The following is a 24630-nucleotide window of genomic DNA, read 5'->3' on the forward strand; positions in this document are numbered from 1 at the left end:
CGACAATCAGGATGAGAACGAGGACCTTGCCAGCGACAATTAAAATCGGCACTGAATGACGCGCCGCGACAATCACATTCTCATCCTGATTGACGCGCAATCCTCATCCTGTTTGTCGCGCTACACCAGGCGGAGTGACATTGTACTATGATCCGACCGGGCGCTTGCACGAGTACGACACCAGCGTCTCGACCCGGGCATACTATTCCGGCTCCAACCTCGTGGCGGAAGTGGCCAATCCTTCGGGTGCAGTCTTGCGCCGCTTTGTTCCCGGACCGGGCACCGATGAACCGATCGTTTGGTACGAAGGTTCGGGCACGACCGATCGTCGATGGTTGCAGGCGGACGAGCGCGGTTCGATCGTTGCGGTCAGCGATGCGTCGGGCAATGCTATTGGCATTAACACTTACGACGAATATGGGATTCCCGGCTCGGGCAACATCGGGCGCTTCCAGTACACAGGCCAGACATGGTATCCCGAGGCTGGCATGTACAACTACAAGGCCCGTTTCTATTCTCCCACCCTCGGGCGCTTCATGCAGACCGATCCCATCGGCTATGGCGATGGCATGAACTGGTACGACTATGTGGGCGGCGATCCCATCAATGGGACGGACCCGAGCGGGACAGAAGTCTACGCGGGAAGCCTCATCGACGGCGTCGTTAGCCCTGGCTTGTTCGGCACTGCCTATGTGACCGGCGGAGGAGGCAGGCCGGCACGCATCAATTCCCATAGAGAGGAGCAAGGTACTAACGAGACCTTAAGGCTCACATGGGAGCAGACTTACTTTCCTGATGGAACATATACGGCAAGGCTTCTGTCGTCTCAGATCATCGGCGGGCCTGGAGGAGGGTTTTCAACACCATTTGGTGTAGGCGGCGGCGCCGCTGGGGCTACACTAAGTCCAGCGGAGATTCGAAGACGCTATGGAATTAGCAAGGCAGGGCGTCCGCTCAATCCAGGCGACTTAGGCACTGTAGAGGGAGGGTTTATAGAAGTCACTGGGAGTATCCAAGAGGTTAATAATGCACTAGATGTCTGGGTGTATGCCCTTGAAGCAGTTCCCGCCAATGGGATAATCACTCAGAATTTGGATCGCGTGGTACGAATATCACGAGAATTGAAATTGAAAGGAGTGCTGGTGCACGCTTGGATCGTCAACCCAAAGCTGAAGATTTATGTAAACAGTGGGAGGATTGTGCGAGGTTTTCCAGGGGCGACTATTACTCATCCAAACCCCATGTTCACCAATATTTGGATACCGACCCCATGAATATGCCTATGCCTGTTGGAATGCGAGGCCGCCCTTCCTTCGAAAAAGAAGGTGACCTCGCCGCAGAAGACAATTATTGGTTTACATACACCAATTCAACTGGTGAGCTGGTTCGGCTGTTTAAAGATTCAATAATTTTTGAATTAAAAGGTGGGAGTATCGCAATTTCTGTTAAGAGCATATTATCAATATGCTGCCAAAATCCGACAAAAATGGATCCAAAAAATAACAAAATATGCATATATTGCTGCGATGGTGAGGTAGAGTATTATGCAGATACTGAATTTGATGGCGGTCACGATGTCTTTTTACTAGCAGGAGCGTTGAATCGACTTAAAACAATTTATGGGAAAAAATAATAAATTACATATTGATGTTAATAAGGTCTCCTAAAGCAGAAGCTTACCTCACATTGGAACGGATGCTCCGGCGTACGGGTCGCGATTGGGCTGCGGTGCTGTCGGGACTGCTATCGGCGGTGGCGGGGTGTTATAAACTTGAGCCGGTGTTCCAGTCACGGATGAGGCAAGGCCCGCAAGGCCGCGCGCAATTGTTGGTGCACCGAACAGAATGAAACAACCTAGCGCTACGCGCGCAGTCTCGCGAACGCTCAGACGCCCGTGCAGCATTGCAAGTCCGACCGCTGCAAGAGCCAGAACTGCCATCGACATACCAAGGCTGCCCATCAACAGTTCGACGAACCACTCTGTGGTATTTGACAGCGGCTCTCCAAAATTTGAAGAATTGATCATACCTGCCTCTCCATCACGCTTGCGTGATCAGGTGATGTTAAAATTTTGTAATATCGAGGATTTATCGCCTTTCGTAGGTCGCTAGGAGCATGACAACTTGGTCCAAGTTGTGCCAGTCAGAGGCGAAATCTCGGCGTTCGATGGGGCTTGTGAATTTGCGCAATCTTGCCATGCTTCTGGCTTTGCTCGTTGCTGCGCCAGTTCATGCGGCGGCATATGCCGACCCGCAAGGTTCGGGTGTAGTCGTCAGTGCAATGGGCTGGCTGCAGGGCACGTTGCTGGGCACTCTCGCAACGACAGTCGCCGTGATTGCCATCGCGGCAGTTGGCTTCATGATGCTGACCGGCCGGATGAATTGGCGCCACGGCGCAGTGGTCGTGATCGGATGTTTCATCCTCTTTGGTGCTGCCAGCATCGTGGCCGGCATCCGCACCGCCGCGACGGGCATTTAAGTTTATGCCCTCTCACCTCCAGCGCACGACGGTATTCATAGCCCTGACCCGGCCGCAGATGTTTGCAGGCGTGACCTACACTTGGTTCGTGGCCAACGGCATTCTGGCGGCCGAACTGTTCCTGATTTTCAAGTCGTTCTGGGTGATATTGATCGCGCTGTTGGTCCACCTGATCGGCGCTGTCTTGTGCCTGCGCGAACCTCGCTTCCTCGACTTGTGGATCGTGCGCGTCAGCCGCTGCCCGCGCGTTAAGAACCATGCCCTGTGGCAATGCAATTCCTACCGCCCCTGACCAGCGATCCTAAAGTCATCGCGCGCGAGAAGGCGGCAGGCGATCACCTGCCCTACGCGCGCCATGTCGATAACGTGACGCTGGAGACGCGCGACGGCCTGATGATGCAGACCGTGCGCCTCGGCGGCCTGCTGTTCGAGACGGCGGACACCGACGAACTCAACTACCGCGCGGACCTGCGAGATGCGATGCTGCGCGCGATCGGCAATTCGCAGTTCGCGATCTATCACCACGTCGTGCGCCGCAAAGCGGAGGCTGCGCTCGAAGCCTGCTATCCCGATGCCTTCTCGCGCGATCTTGATGCTCGCTGGCGCGAACGCTTGGGCGCGCGGCAGATGTACGTGAACGAGCTGTTCCTGACGATTGTCCGCCGCCCCATGCAAGGTCGCCTCGGGTGGGCCGACCGGCTGCGGATGTGGGCCTCGCGCTCCGGCGAAGACCGGCAGGCTGCCTTCGGCGCCGAGAAGCGCGCGCTCGATGCCGCGACCGAAGCGCTGGTCGCAGCACTCGGCAGCTACGATCCACGCGTACTCTCGGTCTACAAGAGCGAACACGGCTACCGCTCCGAACCGCTGGAGTTCCTATCCTACCTCTACAACGCCGATATGCGCCCGGTCGGCCTGCCACATGGGGATCTTGGCCAGCATCTGCCGTTCCGCCGCGTGAGTTTCGGCCAGGAAGCCTTCGAACTGGCCCCTGCCGGTCACGCCCCGCGCAAGTTCGGCGCGCTTGTCTCGATCAAGGACTATCCGGCCCAGACCATGCCGGGCATGTTCGATGAACTCTATCGCATGCCTTTCGAGATGACGGTGAGCCAGTCCTTCGCTTTCGTTGAACGCGGCGCGGCATTGGGCCGCATGAACCTTGCCCTGCGCCGCATGCGTTCCGCCGAAGACGAGGCTCTGTCGCTGCGCGATGAACTGACACGCGCCAAGGACGATGTCGCGGCAGGCCGCGCCTCATTCGGCGAGCACCACGCCACGATCGCCGTCCATGCCGAGAGCCTCGAAGTGCTCAATGCTGAAGTGGCTGAAGTCACGGCGGTATTGGCCGACCTCGGGATCGTCGGGGTGCGCGAGGACATCGCGTTGGAGCCCACATTCTGGGCACAGTTTCCGTCCAACTTCAAATACATTGGCCGCCGCGCACTGGTCTCCAGCAAGAACTTCGCAGGCCTCGCCAGTCTGCACAATTTTCCGGTGGGCAAGCCACGCGGCAATCACTGGGGCGAGGCAGTCACGCTGTTGGAGACGACGGCAGCTGGCCCCTACTTCTTCAACTTCCACCACAATGATCTTGGTAACTTCACCGTGATCGGGCCGTCGGGCTCGGGCAAGACCGTGGTGCTGAACTTCCTGCTTGCCCAGGCGCGCAAGTTCGCTCCGCGTATCGTCTTCTTTGACAAGGACCGGGGCGCCGAGCTCTTCATCCGCGCGATCGGCGGCCAATACGACCGGTTGCGTCCCGGAGCCGCTTCGGGCCTCAATCCACTGCAGCTTGAGGATACGCCGGAGAACCGCCAGTTCCTGATGGAATGGATCATGCTTCTGGCAGGCAATCTAGATGCCGACGAAGCCGAGATTGTCAGCGATGCCATCGATGCGAACTTCGGCCAGATCCGTTCGCGCCGGCGCCTGCGCTATCTGGTCGAGCTATTCCGAGGTCATGCCCGGCCCAGGGCAGGGGATCTCTATTCGCGCATGCGCCCCTGGTGGGGCGAAGGCGAACGCGCCTGGCTCTTCGACAACGAAGAGGATCTGACCGACCTGACCGCCGCTACGGTCGGATTCGACATGACCGCGATCCTCGATGATCCCGTCGTGCGCACCCCGGCGCTGCTCTACTTCTTCCACCGGGTCGAAGAGCGCCTTGATGGAACGCCCGCGATCATCGTTGTCGATGAAGGATGGAAGGCACTCGACGACGATGTCTTCGTGCGGCGTATCAAGGATTGGGAAAAGACCATCCGCAAGCGCAACGGCATTGTCGGCTTCGCCACCCAGAGCGCGCAGGATGCGCTGGAAAGCCGCATCGCCAGCGCCATCATCGAGCAAGCCGCCACGCAGATCTTCATGATCAATCCAAAGGCGCGGCCCGAAGACTACATCGATGGCTTCGGCCTGACACCGCATGAGTACGAACTGGTGCGCAGTTTGCCCGATTCCTCGCATTGCTTCCTGATCAAGCACGGACAGGACAGCGTTGTCGCCCGCCTCAATCTCTCGGGCGAAAAGGACATCCTCACGATCCTCTCGGGGCGCGAAGCCACGGTGCGTCTGTTCGATGAACTGGTCGATGAGACCGGCATCGATCCCGAGGGCTGGATGGCCCCCTTGCTGGCGCGCGTCTGATGGCATGCCCCGTCGTTCATACCGGCCAGGATTTCCTTGCTTCGGCCTTGGCGCATATCGACTGTCAGGCCGAGACGATCGGGGCCTATGGCTTTGGCGCCTTGGCAAGCCCCGGCTCGCCGACCTCGCTGGCACTTACAAGCTTGCTCACGATCTTCATCGCGCTGTTCGGCATACGCCTGCTGCTAGGCTATCCCATGGGTGCGCGCGATGTTATTGGCGATGTGCTCAAGGTGGGGATCGTGCTCACCCTGGCGACGAGCTGGCCGGCCTGGCGCATCGTCGGCTATGATCTCGTCATCCATGGACCAGGCCAGATTGCACAGGTCATCGGCGGCAGTTCGGGCCTGCCGGGTAGTGCCGGCGATCTCGCCTCGCGGCTGCAGACCGTCGACAAGGGCCTCGCAGCTCTCAATGTCTTTGGCAGCGGACGCCTTGGCGTGGCCCAGGGCGACTGGTTCCAGCTTGGCTTTGCGCGCAGTGTTTTTCTGGCAGGGACATTGGGACCGCTCGCGCTGGTCCGGCTGACAGCGGGTTTCCTGCTTGCCGTAGCCCCGCTGATGGCAGGCCTGCTGCTGTTCGGGATTACGCGCGGCATCTTCGAAGGCTGGGGACGAGCGCTGGTCATGACCTTTCTCGCCTCGATCATGCTGAGCGTGATCTACGGCGTTGAACTGGCACTGCTCGAACCCTGGTTGCAGGATGCCTTGCAGCAACGCGCCATGGACCGGCAGACCCTCGATGCGCCGGTCGAGATCCTTGTGGCGACACTAAGCTTCGCGATTATCTCACTGGCGTCCGTCTTCCTGATCGCGCGTCTGGCCTTTCATGGCGGGCTTCATTTGCCGGTTGTGTTTCAGCAGGCAACGGACCGGGGAGGAATGGCTCCGTCGTCACGTGCAGGCTTCCTGTCGGGCGCAGGCGATGAGCCTTCCCGCGCGGTGATTGTCGCGCATTCGGTGAGTGAGAACCTGCGCCGGGAAGAGCGCATCGCAGACATCACCCGGGTTGAAGGCCGTTGGTCGGAGCGGGCAGGATCGGTACCGCCGGCACTTGCCGCCCAGACCGATCAGGCGCGGCATGAGGATGCGCTTGGCAGCACCTGGCGCCGGTCGTCCGCGCTCACCTCGGGCGCATCGCGCCGCAGGGACCAGACGTGATGAACGATATGAGCGACGACGAACTCACCCGCTACTACGAAGAGGCAGGCTCCTGGTCCGCCGACCGCAACAAGGGGCTAGCTACCTCGAAAAGAGTTGCCTGGATCATTGCAGGGCTCGCCACGGGCGTTGCCGTGCTCGAGGCGATTGCGCTTGCCGCTCTGGTCCCGCTCAAGACGGTCGTGCCCTATACCCTGCTCGTCGACCGGCAGACAGGCAATGTCGAGGCGCTGAAGCCTCTCGATCAGCAGACCATCACGCCGGACAATGCATTGGTGCGCTCGTTCCTCGCGCAGTACGTCACGGCGCGCGAGAGCTTCGACATCAATTCAATCAGGGGCGATTACCGCAAGGTCGCGCTCTGGTCGACGGGCGCTGCACGCGAGCGCTATCTCAAGGCCATGCAGTCCAGCAATCCGGCCAGCCCGTTCAAGACGCTGCCCCGGCAGGCTCTTGTCGAGACAGAGGTGCGCAGCATCTCCTCGCTCGGCAAGGATACGGCCCTTGTGCGCTTTGCAACCTATCGCACCGATCCGGGCGGGCAGCGGCAGGCAGGTCACAATTGGGCAGCGGTCATCACATACCGGTTCTCGACCGCCCGGATGAGCGCATCGGACCGCCTGATCAATCCACTGGGCTTCCAGGTCCTGCGCTACAGGCGCGATGCGGAGATGGTCGTGCCTGCTGCCGGACCCTCCGCGTCCGCCTCGGGACCGCAGGAAGCTCCGAATGTCCGTCAGGACACGCGGCCATGAAGAAGCTGGTGCTGATCCTGGCCATGGCGACAAGCGTGGCGAGGGCGCAGGAGCTGCCGCCCAACGATCCCCGGATCGCCGTTCTGCCTGCCGGGGGCACGGGTCTTCTCAGCCTACGCACTGCGCCGGATGTGACCCAGACCCTCCTGTTCAGGCAGGGCGAAACGATCGCCTCGGTCATCCTGAGCGATCCCACGGCCTTTATCATCACTGTAGCAGGCAGCGGGGACAGCCTGGCACTGCGGGCGACAAGGCCATCGGCCTATGGCGTGATGACAGTGCGCACCAACATGCACACGTATGAATTCGACATGCTCTCCGGCGCCGCAGGTCCCGTTCCCGCTGTCGTGCGTCTGCTCGAGCAGCCGCAATACAGGCCGGCAAGGCATCGACCTGCGGTGACAGCCGATAGCGGTGAGCGCTTCACATACCGATTGTCCGGCAAGAAGGCGCTTCGCCCGACAGCCATCAGGGACGACGGCAACAAGACATACATCGAATGGGGGCGGGATCAGGCAATGCCTGCCACATTCGCGTTGGGCCCGACCGGCAAGGAACAGATGGTCGATGGCTATATGCGCGGGGGCATCTACACCATAGACCGGGTCTACGAGACGCTGATCTTCCGTATCGACAAGGAGCGTGCGAAAGCGCGAAGGCGCGATCAGGACAAGGGGGACGGTCATGGCTGATCCCGTCCCGGAGCCGCTTCCCGACCCCGGCGATGTGCGCCCCCTGGTTACCAGGGCGACCTCGGGTAATCGAAGCGTCTGGATCTTTGCAGCCATCCTGTTGGCCGTGGGAGGGGGCGTTTTCTATGGCTTGCAGATGCGGCGTCTGACCATGGAGCAACCCTCGTTACTGACCCCGCAGGTGGACGCGGGCGCCATGATCGCCTCGCCGCCTGAACTGGCGATCCCTGCAGTGCCCGACTATCTGGTAGCAGGGCGGCAACGGCCGGAGGAGAGGCGGGTCGAGCAGAATGCTGCTGACCAGGCTCCGGTCCGTATTCCAAAGCCCGCTTCATATTACGAGCCTCCTGCCGTTCCACCGCCGGTTCCGCAGGCCTACCAGCCGCCTGCTGTCCCTCCGGGGCCGGGCTATGCCTATCAGGCGCCGCAGCTGCCTCATACCGGGCCTGGGGACGCCTCGGCGTCCAGGACATCCGATGGGCGCGTCGAGGCCCGCACCTTCAAGAACCCGGGTACGACGGTGCCGCAAGGCAGTGTGATCCAGGCCGTCATGGAAACCGCGCTCGATTCCACGCGGCCCGGTTTTGCCCGGGCTATCGTCTCGCGCGATGTCGAGAGCTTCGATGGTACCCGGGTGCTGATCCCCAAGGGTAGCCGCCTCTTCGGTGACTATCAGGCCGATGTCAGTCTGGGGCAGAAGCGGGCGCTCATCCAGTGGAAGCGCTTGACCCGGCCTGACGGCACCATCATCGATCTCGACTCCCCGTCGGCGGACCCGTTAGGGCGCGCCGGTGTTAAGGGGAAAGTGAACACGCACTTCTTCCAGCGCTTCGGAGGAGCCATCCTGCAGTCGATCCTCGATGTCGGCGTCCAGACAGCGGCACGCAAGGCCGCCGGCAATACGGTCATTGTCGGGCTCCCGGGGGCAACCACGCAGGCCACGACCATCCAGAACCCGTCCGACATCAAGCCCACGCTCAAGATCGCGCAAGGGGCGAGTGTATCGGTCTTCGTCGCCCGCGATCTCGACTTTACCGCGGTGGAGCGCTGAGCGTGCTGGCACGCGACGTCTATTTGGGCAGCTATCTGGAGCCACTGGCGCCCTTTCTGGGGCGGGCCGATGTGACCGACATCTACGTCAACCGGCCGGGTGAAGTCTGGATCGAGGCCATCGGCGGCGTGCCCGAGCGCATCGAGGTTCCGGATCTCACATCGCGCAGCCTTGCGCGCCTTGCCCGCCAGATTGCAGCCATGAACGCGCAGGGGATCAGCCGTGAGCATCCGTTGTTGTCCGGTTCGCTTCCCGACGGCTCGCGTGTGCAGATCGTGCTGCCGCCTGCCACGCGTGGGCAAATGGCGCTGGCGATCCGGCGGCACGTGTCGGCCCGGCTCAGCTTGCAGGACTATCACGAGGCGGGGGCATTCGCGGAAACACGATCGGGCCATGAACCCGAGCCTGGCCCGGGGCAGGCCGGGGCCAGTGAAGGGAACATCACGGACCTGCTGCGGCAGGCAGTGCTGGGGCGCCGCAACATTCTGATCTCCGGCGGCACGTCGACTGGCAAGACGACCTTTCTCAACGCTCTCCTGCGGGAAGTTCCGGCCGCAGAGCGGCTGATCCTGATCGAGGATACAGCCGAACTTCAGCTCTCCCATGAGAACGCGGTGGGGCTTCTCGCGGCGCGCGGATCACTGGGGGAAGCCGATGTCTCGGCTGAAGACCTCCTTATCGCTTCGCTGCGCATGCGCCCCGATCGTATCATCCTTGGCGAAATGCGCGGGCGTGAGGCGATGACCTTCCTCCGGGCGGTCAACACCGGGCATCCCGGATCGATGAGCACCATTCATGCCGATACGCCCGAGCGGGCTATCGATCAGCTTGCGCTGCTGGTGCTCCAGGCAGGCGCCAACATGAAGTGGGACGATGTCGTGCGCTATGTGACGCGTTCCGTCGATCTGATCGTCCAGCTCAAGCGCGAACGGGGAAGGCGGCTGGTTGAGCGGGTATGGCGACCTGCGTGAGCATCAAATAGTAATCTCCAGAGACTTATGACATAGGTGTTCCCGCGAAGGCGGGGGTGACGGATCAGTCGGGTGCGAATTAACGTCCCACCGCTTTCGCCTGCGCTGCGAAGATCTGGTCGCAACCCATGCGGGCGAGGCGCAGCAGGCGCAGCAGGCCTTCCTCGTCATAAGTGGCGCCTTCCGCAGTGGCCTGTGCCTCGGCGATCATGCCGCCTTCGATCAGCACGAAGTTGGCATCGGCATCGGCCGAGCTGTCCTCGTCGTAGTCGAGATCGAGCACCGGCGTGCCCTGAAAGATCCCGCAGGAAACGGCGGCGACGCGGCTTTGGATGGGATCTTCCTTGATCTTGCCGTCCGCGAGCAGCTTGTCGACGGCAAGGCGCAGCGCCACCCAGGCGCCCGAGATCGAGGCAGTGCGGGTGCCGCCGTCTGCCTGCAGTACGTCGCAGTCGAGCACGATCTGGCGCTCGCCGAGCTTCTTCATGTCGACCACGGCGCGCAGCGAGCGGCCGATCAGGCGCTGGATTTCCTGCGTGCGGCCGGTCTGCTTGCCCTTGGCCGCCTCGCGCGAACCGCGGGTGTGCGTGGCGCGCGGCAGCATCGAGTACTCGCCCGTCACCCAGCCTTCACCCTTGCCGCGCAGGAACGGTGGCACCTTTTCCTCGACCGAGGCCGTGACAAGCACGCGCGTATCGCCAAAGGAGATCAGCACCGAGCCTTCAGCGTGCTTGGTGAAACCGGTCTGGATGTCGATGGCGCGCATCTCGTCGGGCGCACGGCCGGAAGGTCGCATGGGAATTCCTCAATGATGGACAGGCGTATTGCGATATTGAGCGCCCCTTCGCGCATAAGGCTTGAGGCCGCAAGCCCAATGCCTAAATTGCCATGATCCGAGTTGAACGAGACCTATGCCGACACCGCCGATCACAGAACTGACCACCCGCGCCCGCGAGATCTTCCGACTCGTGGTCGAGGGTTATCTGGAAACCGGCACGCCGATGGGCTCGAAGGCGCTTGCCGGAGCAGGCGGCATCAACCTGTCGGCGGCCTCGATCCGGTCGGTGCTGGCGGACCTCGAAGGGCTGGGCCTGTTGGCCGCGCCGCACACCAGCGCCGGACGCCTGCCAACCGAAGCGGGCCTTCGGCTTTTCGTCGACGGCATCATGCAGGTGGCCGAGCCCACGCTTGAGGAACGCGCAGTGATCGAGCGGCGCATTGCCGCGCCGGGCCCGATCGAGGCGGCGCTGGAGGCGGCCAGTTCGCTGCTTTCCAATCTTTCCTCGGGCGCGGGCGTGGTCATGGTGCCCAGGCGCGAGCCGCGCCTGATGCACCTGCAGCTCGTGCCGCTTGGACCCGGTCGCGCGCTTGCCGTCCTCGTCGGTGAGGACGGGGGCGTGGAAAACCGGGTGGTGGAATTGCCCGTCAGCCTGCCGCCGGGCGCGCTGGAGGAAGCATCGAACTATATTTCCGCGCATCTCTCGGGGCGGACCCTGGCCGAAGCGGCACAGGCGATGCGCGCCGAGATCGATTCGGGCCAGTCGGCGCTCGACGCCGCGAGCCGCGATCTCGTCGAGCGTGGCCTTGCCGTGTGGAGCGAGGACGCCATGCAGCGCCCGGTGCTGATCGTGCGGGGACAGGCGAACCTGCTCGATGAGACCGCGGTTTCGGATCTGGAGCGCGTGCGCTCGCTGCTCGACGATCTGGAAAGCAAGCAATCGGTCGCCGATCTGCTGGCGGTGGCCAGCGAGGCGCAATCGACGCGCATATTCATCGGCTCGGAAAATCGCCTTTTCGCGCTTTCCGGGTCTTCGGTTATCGCCTCGCCCTATCGCGACCGCGAAGGAAAGGTGGTCGGTGTGGTGGGGGTTATCGGGCCGACGCGGTTGAATTATGCGCGTGTCGTCCCCATGGTGGATTTCACCGCCCAGAGCCTGGGCAAGCTCATCGGATAGCTGGAACCTAAGAATAATGAACGAAGACAAGACGCAGCCGCCCGAAGATGCGGCCGTGGAAGAAGAACTGAAGGGCGTGCCGGAAGAAATGCGCGATTCGAATGGTGAGAACGAAGAGCTCGCCAGGCTGCGCGAGGAACTGGAAGTCGCCAAACAGGACGTGCTCTACGCGCGCGCCGAGACCCAGAACGTGCGCCGTCGCCTCGAAAAGGACGTCGCCGATACGCGTGCCTATGCCGCAACCGGCTTTGCCCGCGACATCCTGTCGGTGGCGGACAACCTTTCCCGCGCGCTGACCGCGATCCCCGAGGAAATGCGCGGAGACGAGAAGATGAAGGGCCTCGTAGCCGGAATCGAGGCGACCTCGCGCGAGATCGACAAGGTCTTTTCCTCGCACGGTATCAGCCGCGTCGCCGCGATGGGGCTCCCGCTCGACCCGAACCAGCATCAGGCAATGATGGAAGTTCCCTCGGCGGAAGTGGAACCCGGCACCGTCGTGCAGGAACTGCAGGCCGGCTACATGATCAAGGACCGCCTGCTGCGCCCGGCCATGGTGGCCGTGGCGAAAAAGCCGGACTGAGGCTTCTTCGGGAATTCAGGCCCGCGGCGTCACGCGACGCGGGCCAGTTTCCGAGCTACGGCGACGGGCTTTGGCTCGCTCACCTGAAAGCGGCTCACTTCCGACATGAGAACCGAGGCATTCGATGCAAGGTTCGAAGAGGCAGCGGTTGCCTCTTCGGCCATGGCGGCGTTCTGCTGCGTCATTTCCTCGAGGCCGGTGGCGCGCGAGCTGATCTCGGTGACGCTGGAGGCCTGACGTTCGGCCGATCCGGCGATGTTGGTCATGATCGTCCTGATTTCGTGGATCATGCTGGCGATCCGTTCGAGCAGTTCGCCGGCTTCGCTGACGGCCTCGACGCCGGTGGTAACCTGGCCGACGAGTGCATTGACCTGCTCGTTGACTTCCTTGGCGGCTTCGGACGAACGCAGCGAGAGGGCGCGCACTTCTTCCGCGACGACCGCGAAGCCCTTGCCCGCCTGACCGGCGCGGGCCGCCTCGACGCCGGCGTTGAGGGCCAGCAGGTTGGTCTGGAACGAGATGCTGTCGATCACCGCGATCACCTCGTGAACGCTCGAGGACGCGCTGCGGATCTCGTCCATGGACCTGACGGCGCGGTGTACGATTTCACCTGAACGCTGCGCCTGTGTTGAGGCTTCGGTCACGACGTTATTGGCTTCGCGCGCATCCAGCGCGGTCGACCGGATGGCCTCGGTTACTTCGGCGAGGGCGCTGGCAATGGCTTCGAGCGAGGCCGCCTGCCGCTCGCTGCGCTGCGCAAGGTCGTCCGAGGCATTGCGGATTTCGTGGGAAGCGTCGCTGACGTTGATCGTGTTCTCGCGCACCGTCTGCATCGCCGTTTCCAGGCCCTCGAGCGCGGCGTTGAAGTTGGTGCGAAGCGCTTCGTAGCCCGCGGGCATCGAATCGAGGCGATCCGACAGGTCGCCCCGGGAGAGCTTTTCGAGGTGGTGGCCGATTTTCTCGACGGCCCGGTGCTGGTTGGCTTCAGCTTCGGCCTTGGCGATCGCGGCGTCGCGGAACACTGCGAGCGCTTGCGACATCTTGCCGATTTCGTCGGCGCGTTCGAGGCCGGGGATACGGCTGTTCACATCGCCTTCGGCCAGCGCGTGCATGCGTTCGGTAAGCGTTTCGACAGGGTCCGTGATCGACTTGCCAAGCCTCCGGCTCACATAAGTGACGGCTCCCAGCACGAGGAGGACACCGATTGCCAGGGTTATCGCGTGGGAGATGATCGAGGCGCGGATGTCATCGACATAGACGCCGGTTCCGACAAGCCAGCCCCACGGCGCGAAACCCTTCACGAAGCTGATCTTCGGGACGGCCTTCTCGCCGGTCGGCTTGTCCCAGTGATATTCGACGAAGCCCTGACCGTCCTTGCTTACGACATCGACCATCTTCGCGAACATGCGTTCGCCCGATGCGTCGGTAAGGCCGGAAATATCCGTGCCGTCCAGTTCGGGGTTGAGCGGGTGCATGAGCATCTTGAGACCCATGTCGTTGACCCAGAAATAGTTCTGGCCGTCGTAGCGAAGTGCTTCAATCGTCGCGAGCGCGGCCGTTTGCGCTTCGGCGCGCGAAAGGGTTCCCGCGCTTTCCAGCGCATGGAAATGCTCCAGCACGCCATAGACGGACTCGACGTTCTGCCTCGTCGCTTTCGCAACATCGTCCTGCATCGAACTGGAGAGTGTCCACAGGCTGACCATGACTGTGGCCAGCAAGCCCACGGCGGCGAGTATCGTAATTACGCCAATCTTCTTGCGGATAACCATCAATCGCCTCTGAGCATCGTCGCTTCTGCGGCAATGCTAACGATTGTTCCTTAAATCGATGGCCCTGCGAACCATGCGTCATCTACGTAGTTTCCGGGTGATGTCGAGGCGGTAAGGCGTGGTTTATGCAGGTCCGAACGGCAGAATGCCGCGATAGCTTTCGAGCGGCGGCGCGCCCGGGACAGGCCATCCCCTCGAAAGCAGGAAGACGTGCCGTACGATCTCGGCCTGCTGCTCTATTCCATAGCGATCCAGCGTCCAGCCCGGGCGCAGGGCATAGTCGTAGCGGCACAAGGGGTGGCGCGTCAGCGGCAGGTACCAGCGGCCTTTCCGCTGGGTCTGCCAGACGTGGGTCATTTCGTGGATGAAGAGGCCCTGCAGGGCAGGACCATGCGCGGCGAAATCCTCTCGGTAGTGCTCCGAGCGCGGGTGGAAGTGAAGGTGCCCGCACGGTGCCATCACGGTCCGCGCGGGCTGAAACGGAAACCAGCGCCTGCGGCGTACACGCACCGGCGTACAGTCTATCGCATCGCCGAACACGGAGCGCACGAGTGCGACTTCGCCGGAGGTCAGCGCGCGCTCACCGCCCGCAGGACAGACGCAAGTCTCGTCGATTGCCGTCAGTGGTGCATTCCCCCCATGGCATCGCCCATCGTCTCGATGGCCAGTGGCATCGAGAGCTTGTCGCCATCGGAGAACGTCAGCGTCAGTTCGGCAGTCCCGCCGGCCTTGACGAGATCGCTCACATCGAAGGCCATGACGTGAAGCCCGCCCGGCGCGAATTCGACCGACTGGCCCGGCGCGATCTCGATTTCGCGGACCGCGCTCATCTTGCCGCCCTCGGTCTTGTGCATTTCGGCCTTGGGGGCACCGGCAATGTAGACCGAGACGAGCGTCGCGCTCTTGTCGCCATCGTTGCGGATGCGGAAATAGGCGGCGGCCGGGCGCCCCGCTATGACAGGAAGCACCAGCCTGCCGTCGCTTGCCGACATGCCCGGCTTGGCATCGGGCCCGTTGGTCACGGTTTCAGGCGTGGCGGGGGTTTCCGAAGGCGCCGGCGCCGGGGACTGCTGGCATGCGGCCAGTCCCGCCAGCGAAGCGGCGGCGCAGAAAAAAGCGAGCTTGCGGAGCGGTTTCACGGCCGTGGCATCCTTGATCTGGGCTTTGTAGAAATTCGCTGGGGTAATGCCACCCCGGCGCTCTTGTTCCAAGAAAAACCGCTCCTATATCGCCCTCCGACGACTTGGAACGTCATCGAGCTGCGCAAGCCGCCTTGCCTTTCGGGGGAGGTGATCCGCGCGGTGTCAACCACTGACGTGAGGAATGGGGTAAATGGCAAAAGTAATCGGTATCGACCTTGGCACCACCAACAGCTGTGTTGCCGTGATGGACGGCGGCAAGCCCAAGGTTATCGAAAATTCGGAAGGCGCGCGCACCACGCCGTCGATCGTTGCGTTCACCAAGGATGGTGAGCGTCTGATCGGCCAGCCCGCGAAGCGCCAGGCCGTGACCAACGGCGACAACACAATCTTCGCGGTGAAGCGCCTTATCGGCCGCCGCTTCGACGATCCGGTGACCAAGAAGGACACCGAACTTGTTCCCTACACCATCGTGAAGGGCAAGAACGGCGATGCTTGGGTTCACGCCGGCGGCGAGGACTACAGCCCTTCGCAGATTTCCGCCTTCACTCTTCAGAAGATGAAGGAAACCGCCGAGAGCTATCTTGGCGAGACGGTGACGCAGGCAGTCATCACCGTGCCTGCCTACTTCAACGACGCGCAGCGCCAGGCGACCAAGGACGCAGGGCAAATCGCGGGCCTTGAAGTGCTGCGCATCATCAACGAGCCGACCGCGGCCGCGCTCGCCTATGGCCTCGACAAGCAGGACGGCAAGACCATCGCGGTCTACGACCTTGGCGGCGGCACCTTCGACGTCTCGATCCTCGAGATCGGTGACGGCGTGTTCGAGGTGAAGTCGACCAACGGCGACACGTTCCTGGGCGGTGAGGACTTCGACACCAAGCTGGTCGAATGGCTGGCCGACAAGTTCAAGGCCAAGGAAAACATGGACCTGCGGACCGACAAGCTCGCTCTGCAGCGTCTGAAGGAAGCGGCCGAGAAGGCGAAGATCGAGCTGTCGAGCACGGCTTCGACCGAGATCAACCTGCCCTTCATCACCGCGCGCATGGAAGGCGGCGCGACGACCCCGCTTCACCTGGTCGAGACGGTCACCCGTTCCGACCTTGAGAAGATGGTTGCCGACCTCATCAAGCGCACCATCGAGCCCTGCAAGAAGGCGCTCGCCGATGCCGGCGTAACCGCTGCGGAAGTCGATGAAGTGGTCCTCGTGGGCGGCATGACCCGCATGCCCAAGGTTCGCGAGACGGTGAAGGAATTCTTCGGCAAGGAACCGCACACCGGCGTGAACCCGGACGAAGTCGTCGCCATGGGCGCGGCGATCCAGGCGGGCGTGCTGCAGGGCGACGTCAAGGACGTGTTGCTGCTCGACGTGACCCCGCTGTCGCTGGGCATCGAGACGCTGGGCGGCATCATGACCAAGATGATCGACCGCAACACGACGATCCCGACCAAGAAGAGCCAGGTCTACTCGACCGCCGAGGACAACCAGCAGGCGGTGACGATCCGCGTGTTCCAGGGCGAGCGCGAAATGGCGCAGGACAACAAGCTCCTCGGCCAGTTCGACCTCGTCGGCATCCCGCCGGCGCGCCGCGGTGTGCCGCAGATCGAGGTGACCTTCGACATCGACGCGAACGGCATCGTCAACGTGTCCGCCAAGGACAAGGGCACCGGCAAGGAGCAGCAGATCCGTATCCAGGCTTCGGGCGGTCTGTCCGAAGGTGACATCGACCAGATGGTCAAGGATGCCGAGAAGTTCGCCGAGGAGGACAAGAAGCGTCGCGAGGCCGCCGAGGCCCGCAACAACGCCGACAGCCTCGTCCACGCGACCGAGCAGCAACTTGCCGAGCACGGCGACAAGGTCGACGCGGGCCTCAAGTCCGAAGTCGAGGCGGCGATCGCCGCGACCAAGACGGCGCTCGAAGGCGAAGATGCCGCCGAGATCACGGCCAAGGCCCAGGCGCTTACCGAAGTCGCCATGAAGATGGGCCAGTCGATCTACGAGAAGGAGCAGGCCGCGGCTGCAGCGCCGGGGGCCGAGGCTCCCGCCGGAGGCGATGAAGACGTGGTCGACGCCGAGTTCTCGGAAGTCGACGAAAACAAGGGCTGAACGTCCTGATGAAAACCATGGCCGCCATCGGTGCATCGGCACCGATGGCGGTTAGGTTATCTGCGGGGGATACTACGTGTCAGCTACCGAGATAGACTACTACGAACTGCTCGAAGTTTCGCGCGACGCCGACGACAAGACGATCAAGTCGGCCTACCGCAAGCTCGCCATGCGCTACCACCCGGACAAGAACCCGGGCTGCGACGATTCCGAGGCCCGCTTCAAGCAGATCAACGAGGCATACGACTGCCTAAAGGACCCGCAGAAGCGGGCCGCCTACGATCGCTACGGCCACGCCGCCTTCCAGCAGGGCATGGGTGGTGCAGGCGGTGCCGGCATGGGCGCCGAGTTCGGCGACATCGGCGACATCTTCGAATCCATTTTCGGCAGCGCCTTCGGCGGCGGAGCCCGCCAGCAGACGCGACGCGGCGCGGACTTGCGCTACGACATGGAAATCAGCCTCGACGAGGCCTTCAAGGGCAAGCAGACCGAGATCACGATCGAGGTCTCGCAGGTCTGTGAGCCGTGCGAGGGGTCGGGCGCCGAACCGGGGACGGGCAAACGCACGTGCTCCATGTGCGCCGGTCACGGCAAGGTACGTGCGCAGCAGGGCTTCTTCGTCGTCGAGCGGACCTGCCCGACCTGCCACGGGCGCGGCGAGGTGATCGACAGCCCCTGCCGTGCATGCGGCGGGGAAGGCCGGGTCGACAAACCCCAAACGCTCGAGGTGGAAATTCCGCCGGGCGTGGATTCGGGCACGCGCATTCGCCTGTCGGGCAAGGGCGAGGCCGGGCCGTTCGGAACGCCGCCGGGCGACCTCTACATCTTCTTGCACGTCAAGCGTCACAGGGTTTTCGAACGCGAAGGCACCACGCTCCTGACGCGGGTGCCGATCACTTTCACGACCGCCGCTCTGGGGGGCACGATCGAGTTCCCGGGCATCGACGGGGACGCGATTTCGCTCGACATTCCCGCAGGCATCCAGTCGGGCAAGCAGCTTCGCAAGCGCGGAGCCGGCATGCCCGTGCTGCAGGGCCGGGGACGCGGCGATCTCGTCATCGAGATCTCGGTGGAAACCCCGACCAAGCTGACCGCACGCCAGAAGGAATTGCTGCGCGAGCTGCAGGAAACCGAGACCGGTGAGGAATGCCCACAGTCGAAGGGCTTCTTCGATCGCATCAAGGATGCCTGGAACGACCTGACGGAATGATGCTCCTCGGATGAGGGGCACCGTTCCGGCGGGCTCTAGCCTGCCGCCTTGCGCGGCGCGAACAGCATGAAACGCGCCATGTCGAAACGGAACAGCAGCAGATAGAGAACGTGCACGATGGCCAGTGGCAACAGGATGTTGCCGAGGACCTCGTGAATTTCGTTCATGGCACTTTCCCGCTCATGGCGCTCAGTCTCGCCGAAATAGCGTCCGTGCTCGGCTTTCTGATCCCCGTGTTCGTTCCTGATCTGCAAAGTCGGGGGCGTGGAAAGGCTTGCCCCCTTGTCCATCACGATGCCGGTCGCCGTCACGCCCGCAATGCACAGGAACAGAGCCAGTGTCAGCGCGTGGGTAACAGCGGATGGGCCGAATGGGACAAGCCGTGTCCAGGCGAAGCCCCTGGCTCGCATGAGCCCGAGCAATCCGCGCAGTGCAAGAAATGCGGCAACGAGGTACCCGGCCCACGCGTGGGCCAGATCCAGACCCTCGGCCGTGAAATAGGCGATAATGACGGCCAGCACGAAAAACAGGTGGTAGGTTCGAAACGCCTTCATGGCGGCTTCCTTCGATGGTTTTTCCCTGCCGCCACGCGCAGGCCAAGCACAAGGAAGGGCGCAATGCCTTGACTGGCATCAAATGCCGCTGGTGATCCCCATCACTTCCCGTCTGATCCGGTCCACCAGTCCGGGGTCGGTGCGCAGCCGATCCTCTTCCTCATCGAGGATCTCCAGGAATGCCTCGCGGCGGAATTGCAGCAGCTCGCGCTCGGAAAGGGCGTGTTCGGGGCTCAGTGTCGAGGCGATCAGGTCGATCATCCGTTCGGCCCCGTGCAGGCGGCCCCAGAGGTAGTCGTTCTCGCGGTAGGCGCGGCTGAAGAAGGCTCCGAAGTTGTAGAACTCGGTTCCGCGCAGCGTTTCGCCGGCACCGCCCTTGCGGATCGCGTTGCAGTCCTCGGGCGAGATGCGGTCCACCCGGACGGGTTCGAACTCGGTAAGCCCTTCGCCGCGCAGCAGGGGCAGGGTCACCGTGTCGTAGAATGGAAAGCCGAGGTAAGCGAGCAGCATGCGGCGGCGCAGCAGCGCCGGCATTTCCGCCATCGCTTCGGCCAGAATGCCGTCGACCAGCGTGTCGGTTTCCTCGAGCCTGCGTTGGCTGGCGATATGGGCGATGGCAGCTCCGGGATCGTCGAAGAAAGCGCGGGCAAGGTCCGGAAATGCCTCTCCCAGCGCTTCTTCCGGCTCGCGGTCCATGTAGAGCGCAAGCGCACCGTAGATCGCGGTACGTGCATCGTCGCGCTGCTGTTCGGTGACGCCTTCCTCGTTTTCGCGTTCCTGCGTCACGCGGCGGGCGAGCAGCCGCAGGCGGCGGATGCGAAAGGCGATGTCGTGAGTCCTGAAAAACGCGATCATCGCCGGCGCCCGGGCATCGCGCAGTCCTTTCTCGCGGTCGATGCCGGTTTCCTCGAGATGCGTGAAAAGGTGTTCGCGAATGGGGCCCGCGTTGGGCAATTCCAGCTCCGGCGCGGCCGTGTGGATCATGCGGCCCAGCGTGGTCACGATTCCGCTGAACTTGACCTGCGCATAGCCGTGATAGGCGAAACCGGCCTGATCGAGGGCTGCCTGCTGCGCCTTCGCGCGCCAGGCGGCAAGGCGCTTTGGCGTGGGGCGGTCGAGGAACAGCGTGTGGCCGAACAGCCGCTCTACCGTCTCCTCGATCTCCGGACGCAAGGCACGCACGATGGCACGCAGGGCACCTTTCTCGCGGGAATCGCGTTCCAGTGCTTCCAGATTGTCGCGAATGGGTTGTTCGCGCGGGATCGAGGAAAGCGATCCGAAGATCACCGGGAAAAACCCCGGTGCTCGCGTTTCCGCGCGTACCGCAGCGCCGACCGGATCGGGCGTGGGATCGATATAGACGAAGCGGCGATCGACCTCGCGTGTCGCCGGGCGATCGCGCAGGACCGACATGGCATCGGCGAAGGGCGCATTGACCAGCACCGAACCGTCGATGAGCGAGACCGAGTCGAGGTCCCCGCGCCGGGAATGTTCGGGCATGATGCGTTGCAGGAAGGCTTCTCGCCCGGGCCACTCGGCTTCCTTTTCTCGCACCAGACGGTCGATCTCGGCGATCTGCATCGGCGGAAAGGCCCCGGGAAAGCTTGCCGTGGAGCGGGCCGCCAGAACCAGTTCGGGGATGTGCGCCAGCGAATGGCCGCCTTCGGCTTGCGTGATCGCGTGAAAATCGACCGTGAGGCGATGCTCGCTCTCGAACACGACTTCGGGCGAATGTAGGTGCAGCGCCTCGAGATGGCCCTTGAAGTCGGTCGCGGTGACGAACAGGTCCAGCGGATGGTGCACGGGCAGCAGCGGCCGTTCCGCGGGCGCGCGCTCCATCGCCATGAACGCCCGGCACAGCAGGCGCGAGAAACCGATGCCGCTGAACGGCGGCTCGAACCAGCGCGAACGGATCAGTCGCGACAGCTTCTCGCGCACTTCCGCCCGCGTCTCGGGCGCGACGCTGGCGCTGACGGCATTGCCCGGCCGGTGCAGCAGATAGGAGACCAGCGGCATCGCCCAGAACTTCGCTGCGCGCGACCATGGCCGCGCCTCGGGATCGAGCAGGACGTCGACGTCGGCGGTCTCCAGCCACAAGTCCGTGAGCGGCTCCAGCGATTGCCCCGAATGGATGGCCTGCGCGAGGAATACGGAGTTGATGCCGCCGGCGCTGGCGCCGGCGACGATGTCGGTGAGCACGCGCAGGCGCAGGTTGCTGCCGTGTTCGAGCCGGCGCAGCAATCGCAGGTACGTTCCGGCACTGCCCGAGGGATCGGGCTCGTCGGACCAGAACGCCCGGCTTGCCTGCAATGCCTTCCACATCTCCTTGGTCACGCCGTGCATGTAGACGGCCAGGCTGACGCCGCCGTAGCACACAAGCGCGATCCGAAGTTCCTTCTGGCGCATGCCCCTTGCTTGGCAGAGCACGGCGCCGAGCGCCACTGCAATCGTCGCGGCGATCACCCCATAGGCGATATCGCGGGGGCATTCTCCCGCCGTGGCCGCCGGTGCCTTGCTGCACCTGCCATGGCACAATGCCCGCAGCATTCGGGAGAAGTGCCATGGCAAGAATCGAGACAGTCGAGCGGCTGCGCGAGATCATCGTCGACTATGGACCGCGCGGCGCCGCCAAGATACGCGACCATATCTGCGATCAGGGCAGGGCGTTCATCGAACGCAGCCCTTTCCTTGTGCTCGGGTCGATCGGGGCGGGCGGGATCGAACTCAGTTCCAAGGGAGATCATCCCGGCTTCGTCGAGATCGTCGACGACCGCACGCTGCTCATCCCCGAACGCGCGGGCAATCACTTGTGCATCGGCTTGCAGAACATTCTCCGCGACCCGCGCGTGGGCCTGATGATCGTGCGTCCGGCCACCGACGAAGTGCTGCGCATATCCGGCCGTGCCACGCTTCACGACGATACCGAGGCCTGCGAGCGGTTGTCGGCGGGAGGCAAGCCGGCGGTGCTGGTGATCCGCGTCGAGGTGGAGCGTGCCGCGTTTCACTGCGTGCGTTCCGCCCGCCGCGGGCGCCTGTGGGACCCGGAAAGCTGGGACGCGCCCACGCGCATCTCGTTCGGCCGGATCTACGCGGAAGCTCTGGAGCAACCGGAACTGCGCGAGACTTTCGACAGGTTTGCCGAAGAGAGCGACAGCACGCTCTACTGAGGGCTTGCGTTCGCACTCTGTTCTCACTACTCGAACGCCATGGCCAAGCCCAAGCGTCGATATGTCTGTCAGGCCTGCGGCGGGGTTTCTTCCCGCTGGCAGGGCCAGTGCCCCGATTGCGGCGAGTGGAACTCGCTGGCGGAAGATGCGCCGCAGACGGTGTTCTCCGCCAAGCATGACTTGTCTTCGGGCGGCCGGCCGATCCAGTTTACGCCGCTCGATCAGCCGGGGGAAATGCCCAGGCGCCGCGCGAGCGGGCTTGCCGAATTCGACCGTGCGCTGGGCGGCGGGCTGGTGCCCGGCTCGGCGATCCTGATGGGCGGCGATCCCGGTATCGGCAAGTCGACGCTGCTGTTGCAGGTCTCTGCACACATCGCGCGAAATGGCGGGCAGGCGGTCTATGTCAGCGGCGAGGAAGCGGCCGGTCAGGTGCGTCTGCGGGCCGAACGTCTGGGCCTGTCGAAGGCTCCGATCCAGCTGGCCGCGGCGACCTCGGTGCGCGACATCCTGACCACGCTGGGGACGATGGACCCGCCCGAGCTGTTGGTGATCGACTCGATCCAGACCATGCATTCAGACCAGATCGAGGGCGCGCCCGGAACGGTCAGCCAGGTACGCGGCTGTGCCTTCGAGCTGATCCGCTATGCCAAGGAAAACGGGGTCACGCTCATTCTCGTGGGGCATGTCACCAAGGACGGCACGATCGCCGGCCCGCGCGTGCTCGAACACATGGTCGACGTGGTGATGAGCTTCGAGGGCGAGCGCAGCCATCAGTATCGCATCCTGCGCAGCCTCAAGAACCGTTTCGGCCCGGTCGACGAGATCGGCGTTTTCGCCATGGAGGGCGAGGGGCTCACCGAAGTGGGCAATCCCTCGATGCTGTTCCTCTCGGGACGCGATGAACCGATGGCGGGCAGCGCCGTGTTCCCGGCGATGGAGGGCACGCGGCCCGTGCTCGTGGAAATTCAGGCGCTGATCGTGCGGCTGCAGAGCGGGGCGACGCCGCGCCGCGCGGTCGTGGGATGGGACAACGGCCGCATGGCGATGCTGCTGGCCGTGCTGGAGGCGCGCTGCGGCCTCAACTTTTCCAGCGCGGAAGTCTATCTTAATGTCGCGGGCGGCTATCGCCTGTCTGATCCGGCGGCGGACCTTGCCGTAGCAGCGGCGCTGGTATCCGCGCTGGGAGACAAGCCGCTGCCCAACGACGCGGTCTGGTTCGGCGAGGTGTCGCTTGCCGGGGAGATCCGCCCCGTTGCCCATTCATCGATCAGACAGCGCGAATCGGCGAAGCTCGGATTCGGCCGCGCCGTCGGCCCGGCGGGTGGTCCCGCCGGGGATGCCAACGCCGACAAGGCAATCCGCTTCACGGGACTATCCATGCTTCCGAACCTCGTTGACCGCATCCTCTCGGATGCATAATTTCCTGCAGCTATGACTGGCTTCGACATCGCAGTCCTGCTCTTCGTCGGGCTAGGGGCAATTACCGGCTTCATTCGCGGATTCGTGCAGGAAATCCTGGCGCTGGGCGCCTGGGTCTTCGCGATCTTCGCCATTCGCATGTTGCATACGCCGGTTACCGCCTGGCTGATTGCGCACATCGGCAACGAATCCGGTTCGGCCGTGCTGGCGTTCGCGCTGTTGCTGCTGGTGCCCTTCGCCGCGGTGAAGCTCGTTTCGCGCTGGGCGGGCAACATGAGCCGGGAATCGGTGCTCGGTCCGATCGATCGCGTGCTGGGGTTCGGCTTCGGTGCGGTCAAGGGCGTGGTAATCGTCGTGCTTGGCTTTTCGGTGCTGGTTCTGGGCTACGATACCGTGTGGGGGGCAGCCGGCCGTCCGCACTGGATCACGGAGTCGCGTACTTATCCCTTCATCAACGCCAGCAGCGAGGCTCTGGTGCAGCTCATCGCCGAGCGCAGGCGCGAGATGATGGATTCCGCCGCCGATGAGAATGCCGGAACCTGAGCCATGTCGACCGCGGTACTCTACACCCCCGATGTTCTGGGGCTTGCCATCGAACTGGCCCGCTTCCCGCTGAGCGAAGACCTGCCGCTGCACGCCGAGGCGCGTTCGAAGAGCTGCGGGAGCACGATCGCACTGGGGCTTGCCACGGCACCTGACGGGACGATCTCCCGGGTTGGCGTGCGCAGCCAGGCCTGCGCCATCGGCCAGGCCTCCGCCGCGATCTTCGCACAGGGCGCCTGCGGGCGTGGCGGGGCCGAAATCCATGCCGTCGGGAAGGCCGTGGCCGACTGGCTCGCGGGCGAGGGCGCAATGCCCGATTGGCCGGGCCTTTCGGTGATCGCCGCCGCGCGTGACTATCCGGCTCGCCACGGCGCGGTCATGCTGCCGTGGAACGCGGCCATGCAGGTTCTTCCCTTGGATCGAGCGGAGGTCTAGAG

General features: G+C 63.4%; 25 protein-coding genes. 18 read left to right on the forward strand and 7 right to left on the reverse strand.

The genetic code is table 11. The annotated features are described in order from the left end of the window. The first annotated feature begins 140 nt into the window (after positions 1-140). Entirely contained in the window at positions 141-1274 is a 1134-nt protein-coding gene (locus NZK81_RS20050) for an RHS repeat-associated core domain-containing protein (protein ID WP_260047824.1), read from the forward strand. Continuing rightward, the gene (locus NZK81_RS20055; protein ID WP_260047825.1) at positions 1271-1633 is read left to right on the forward strand and encodes a hypothetical protein; all 363 of its coding nucleotides are present in this window, start codon (positions 1271-1273) and stop codon (positions 1631-1633) included. The genes NZK81_RS20050 and NZK81_RS20055 overlap by 4 nt, the downstream gene beginning before the upstream one ends. Before the next feature lie 48 nt (positions 1634-1681). On the opposite strand, the gene NZK81_RS20060 is transcribed toward NZK81_RS20055, so the two are convergent. Continuing rightward, complete coding sequence (locus NZK81_RS20060; RefSeq protein WP_260047826.1) at positions 1682-2026, reverse strand: TrbC/VirB2 family protein; 345 nt, start codon at positions 2024-2026, stop codon at positions 1682-1684. Between the two features lie 140 nt (positions 2027-2166). Here NZK81_RS20060 and NZK81_RS20065 point away from each other — a divergent pair, with 140 nt between their 5' ends. The 8 genes from NZK81_RS20065 to virB11 are packed head-to-tail and all read left to right on the forward strand — an operon-like array spanning position 2167 to position 9750. Continuing rightward, positions 2167-2478 (forward strand): TrbC/VirB2 family type IV secretion system protein, encoded by a 312-nt coding sequence (locus NZK81_RS20065; RefSeq protein ID WP_260047827.1) that lies wholly within the window; start codon positions 2167-2169, stop codon positions 2476-2478. A gap of 4 nt (positions 2479-2482) precedes the next feature. Continuing rightward, positions 2483-2770 carry a VirB3 family type IV secretion system protein gene (locus NZK81_RS20070; protein ID WP_260047828.1) on the forward strand — a complete coding sequence of 96 codons (288 nt, stop codon included), beginning with the start codon at positions 2483-2485 and terminating at the stop codon, positions 2768-2770. Further along, positions 2749-5121: a VirB4 family type IV secretion/conjugal transfer ATPase gene (locus tag NZK81_RS20075; RefSeq protein WP_260047859.1), complete on the forward strand. Its 2373-nt coding sequence runs from the start codon at positions 2749-2751 to the stop codon at positions 5119-5121. The genes NZK81_RS20070 and NZK81_RS20075 overlap by 22 nt, the downstream gene beginning before the upstream one ends. Then, positions 5121-6281: a TrbL/VirB6 family protein gene (locus NZK81_RS20080; protein ID WP_260047829.1), complete on the forward strand. Its 1161-nt coding sequence runs from the start codon at positions 5121-5123 to the stop codon at positions 6279-6281. Before NZK81_RS20075 ends, NZK81_RS20080 begins: the two co-directional genes overlap by 1 nt. Beyond that, positions 6281-7036 (forward strand): VirB8 family type IV secretion system protein, encoded by a 756-nt coding sequence (locus tag NZK81_RS20085; RefSeq protein WP_260047830.1) that lies wholly within the window; start codon positions 6281-6283, stop codon positions 7034-7036. The genes NZK81_RS20080 and NZK81_RS20085 overlap by 1 nt, the downstream gene beginning before the upstream one ends. Then, a complete protein-coding gene (locus NZK81_RS20090; RefSeq protein WP_260047831.1) occupies positions 7033-7728 on the forward strand; it encodes a TrbG/VirB9 family P-type conjugative transfer protein in 696 nt (231 codons plus the stop codon). The genes NZK81_RS20085 and NZK81_RS20090 overlap by 4 nt, the downstream gene beginning before the upstream one ends. Further along, positions 7721-8779: a TrbI/VirB10 family protein gene (locus tag NZK81_RS20095; protein ID WP_260047832.1), complete on the forward strand. Its 1059-nt coding sequence runs from the start codon at positions 7721-7723 to the stop codon at positions 8777-8779. The genes NZK81_RS20090 and NZK81_RS20095 overlap by 8 nt, the downstream gene beginning before the upstream one ends. Beyond that, positions 8776-9750, forward strand: a complete 975-nt coding sequence (gene virB11, locus NZK81_RS20100) for a P-type DNA transfer ATPase VirB11 (RefSeq protein WP_260047860.1) — start codon at positions 8776-8778, stop codon at positions 9748-9750. The genes NZK81_RS20095 and virB11 overlap by 4 nt, the downstream gene beginning before the upstream one ends. A gap of 79 nt (positions 9751-9829) precedes the next feature. Here virB11 and rph read toward each other — a convergent pair whose 3' ends face one another. Next, positions 9830-10546, reverse strand: a complete 717-nt coding sequence (gene rph / locus NZK81_RS20105; RefSeq protein WP_260047833.1) for a ribonuclease PH — start codon at positions 10544-10546, stop codon at positions 9830-9832. A 115-nt stretch (positions 10547-10661) separates the two neighbouring features. Between rph and hrcA the strand changes: the two genes are divergently transcribed. Beyond that, positions 10662-11705 (forward strand): heat-inducible transcriptional repressor HrcA, encoded by a 1044-nt coding sequence (gene hrcA / locus NZK81_RS20110; RefSeq protein ID WP_260047834.1) that lies wholly within the window; start codon positions 10662-10664, stop codon positions 11703-11705. A 16-nt stretch (positions 11706-11721) separates the two neighbouring features. Further along, positions 11722-12285 (forward strand): nucleotide exchange factor GrpE, encoded by a 564-nt coding sequence (grpE, locus tag NZK81_RS20115; RefSeq protein WP_260047835.1) that lies wholly within the window; start codon positions 11722-11724, stop codon positions 12283-12285. Between the two features lie 29 nt (positions 12286-12314). Here the strand turns inward: grpE and NZK81_RS20120 are convergent, their stop codons facing one another. The 3 genes from NZK81_RS20120 to NZK81_RS20130 form a co-directional block, all read right to left on the reverse strand. Next, on the reverse strand, positions 12315-14054 hold the full coding sequence (locus NZK81_RS20120; protein ID WP_260047836.1) for a methyl-accepting chemotaxis protein: 1740 nt from the start codon (positions 14052-14054) through the stop codon (positions 12315-12317). A gap of 123 nt (positions 14055-14177) precedes the next feature. Next, positions 14178-14603 (reverse strand): vgr related protein, encoded by a 426-nt coding sequence (locus NZK81_RS20125; RefSeq protein ID WP_260047837.1) that lies wholly within the window; start codon positions 14601-14603, stop codon positions 14178-14180. Between the two features lie 71 nt (positions 14604-14674). After that, positions 14675-15193 (reverse strand): copper chaperone PCu(A)C, encoded by a 519-nt coding sequence (locus NZK81_RS20130; RefSeq protein ID WP_260047838.1) that lies wholly within the window; start codon positions 15191-15193, stop codon positions 14675-14677. A gap of 193 nt (positions 15194-15386) precedes the next feature. On the opposite strand from NZK81_RS20130, the gene dnaK reads away from it, so the two are divergent. Continuing rightward, positions 15387-17300, forward strand: a complete 1914-nt coding sequence (gene dnaK, locus NZK81_RS20135; protein WP_260047839.1) for a molecular chaperone DnaK — start codon at positions 15387-15389, stop codon at positions 17298-17300. 76 nt (positions 17301-17376) lie between these two features. After that, positions 17377-18510 (forward strand): molecular chaperone DnaJ, encoded by a 1134-nt coding sequence (dnaJ, locus tag NZK81_RS20140; protein ID WP_260047841.1) that lies wholly within the window; start codon positions 17377-17379, stop codon positions 18508-18510. A 35-nt stretch (positions 18511-18545) separates the two neighbouring features. Here the strand turns inward: dnaJ and NZK81_RS20145 are convergent, their stop codons facing one another. Both NZK81_RS20145 and NZK81_RS20150 read right to left on the reverse strand, forming a co-directional pair. Beyond that, a complete protein-coding gene (locus NZK81_RS20145; protein ID WP_260047842.1) occupies positions 18546-19064 on the reverse strand; it encodes a cytochrome b/b6 domain-containing protein in 519 nt (172 codons plus the stop codon). Between the two features lie 78 nt (positions 19065-19142). Next, on the reverse strand, positions 19143-21470 hold the full coding sequence (locus NZK81_RS20150) for a patatin-like protein (RefSeq protein ID WP_260047861.1): 2328 nt from the start codon (positions 21468-21470) through the stop codon (positions 19143-19145). A 155-nt stretch (positions 21471-21625) separates the two neighbouring features. Between NZK81_RS20150 and NZK81_RS20155 the strand changes: the two genes are divergently transcribed. From NZK81_RS20155 to NZK81_RS20170, 4 genes are read left to right on the forward strand one after another with little or no spacing between them, the layout of a single operon-like run. Then, positions 21626-22231 (forward strand): pyridoxamine 5'-phosphate oxidase family protein, encoded by a 606-nt coding sequence (locus tag NZK81_RS20155; protein WP_260047843.1) that lies wholly within the window; start codon positions 21626-21628, stop codon positions 22229-22231. A gap of 39 nt (positions 22232-22270) precedes the next feature. Beyond that, entirely contained in the window at positions 22271-23650 is a 1380-nt protein-coding gene (radA, locus tag NZK81_RS20160; RefSeq protein WP_260047844.1) for a DNA repair protein RadA, read from the forward strand. 12 nt (positions 23651-23662) lie between these two features. After that, complete coding sequence (locus tag NZK81_RS20165) at positions 23663-24193, forward strand: CvpA family protein (RefSeq protein WP_260047846.1); 531 nt, start codon at positions 23663-23665, stop codon at positions 24191-24193. Between the two features lie 3 nt (positions 24194-24196). Beyond that, positions 24197-24628, forward strand: coding sequence for an iron-sulfur cluster assembly scaffold protein (locus NZK81_RS20170; RefSeq protein WP_260047847.1), 432 nt, complete (start codon positions 24197-24199; stop codon positions 24626-24628). The last annotated feature ends 2 nt before the right edge of the window (positions 24629-24630 follow it).

The sequence above is a fragment of the Novosphingobium mangrovisedimenti genome (assembly GCF_025153475.1).
Lineage (GTDB): Bacteria > Pseudomonadota > Alphaproteobacteria > Sphingomonadales > Sphingomonadaceae > Novosphingobium > Novosphingobium mangrovi_A.

Coding starts and splice junctions, on each gene's coding strand:
- NZK81_RS20075 (WP_260047859.1), top strand. CDS start 2,749: ATGCAATTCCTACCGCCCCTGACCAGCGATCCTAAAGTCATCGCGCGC.
- NZK81_RS20165 (WP_260047846.1), top strand. CDS start 23,663: ATGACTGGCTTCGACATCGCAGTCCTGCTCTTCGTCGGGCTAGGGGCA.
- NZK81_RS20080 (WP_260047829.1), top strand. CDS start 5,121: ATGGCATGCCCCGTCGTTCATACCGGCCAGGATTTCCTTGCTTCGGCC.
- hrcA (WP_260047834.1), top strand. CDS start 10,662: ATGCCGACACCGCCGATCACAGAACTGACCACCCGCGCCCGCGAGATC.
- NZK81_RS20120 (WP_260047836.1), bottom strand. CDS start 14,054: ATGGTTATCCGCAAGAAGATTGGCGTAATTACGATACTCGCCGCCGTG.
- NZK81_RS20150 (WP_260047861.1), bottom strand. CDS start 21,470: ATGCGCCAGAAGGAACTTCGGATCGCGCTTGTGTGCTACGGCGGCGTC.
- NZK81_RS20065 (WP_260047827.1), top strand. CDS start 2,167: ATGGGGCTTGTGAATTTGCGCAATCTTGCCATGCTTCTGGCTTTGCTC.
- NZK81_RS20145 (WP_260047842.1), bottom strand. CDS start 19,064: ATGAAGGCGTTTCGAACCTACCACCTGTTTTTCGTGCTGGCCGTCATT.
- NZK81_RS20155 (WP_260047843.1), top strand. CDS start 21,626: ATGGCAAGAATCGAGACAGTCGAGCGGCTGCGCGAGATCATCGTCGAC.
- NZK81_RS20055 (WP_260047825.1), top strand. CDS start 1,271: ATGAATATGCCTATGCCTGTTGGAATGCGAGGCCGCCCTTCCTTCGAA.
- NZK81_RS20085 (WP_260047830.1), top strand. CDS start 6,281: ATGAACGATATGAGCGACGACGAACTCACCCGCTACTACGAAGAGGCA.
- NZK81_RS20060 (WP_260047826.1), bottom strand. CDS start 2,026: ATGATCAATTCTTCAAATTTTGGAGAGCCGCTGTCAAATACCACAGAG.
- NZK81_RS20095 (WP_260047832.1), top strand. CDS start 7,721: ATGGCTGATCCCGTCCCGGAGCCGCTTCCCGACCCCGGCGATGTGCGC.
- rph (WP_260047833.1), bottom strand. CDS start 10,546: ATGCGACCTTCCGGCCGTGCGCCCGACGAGATGCGCGCCATCGACATC.
- dnaK (WP_260047839.1), top strand. CDS start 15,387: ATGGCAAAAGTAATCGGTATCGACCTTGGCACCACCAACAGCTGTGTT.
- NZK81_RS20070 (WP_260047828.1), top strand. CDS start 2,483: ATGCCCTCTCACCTCCAGCGCACGACGGTATTCATAGCCCTGACCCGG.
- NZK81_RS20090 (WP_260047831.1), top strand. CDS start 7,033: ATGAAGAAGCTGGTGCTGATCCTGGCCATGGCGACAAGCGTGGCGAGG.
- NZK81_RS20170 (WP_260047847.1), top strand. CDS start 24,197: ATGTCGACCGCGGTACTCTACACCCCCGATGTTCTGGGGCTTGCCATC.
- grpE (WP_260047835.1), top strand. CDS start 11,722: ATGAACGAAGACAAGACGCAGCCGCCCGAAGATGCGGCCGTGGAAGAA.
- radA (WP_260047844.1), top strand. CDS start 22,271: ATGGCCAAGCCCAAGCGTCGATATGTCTGTCAGGCCTGCGGCGGGGTT.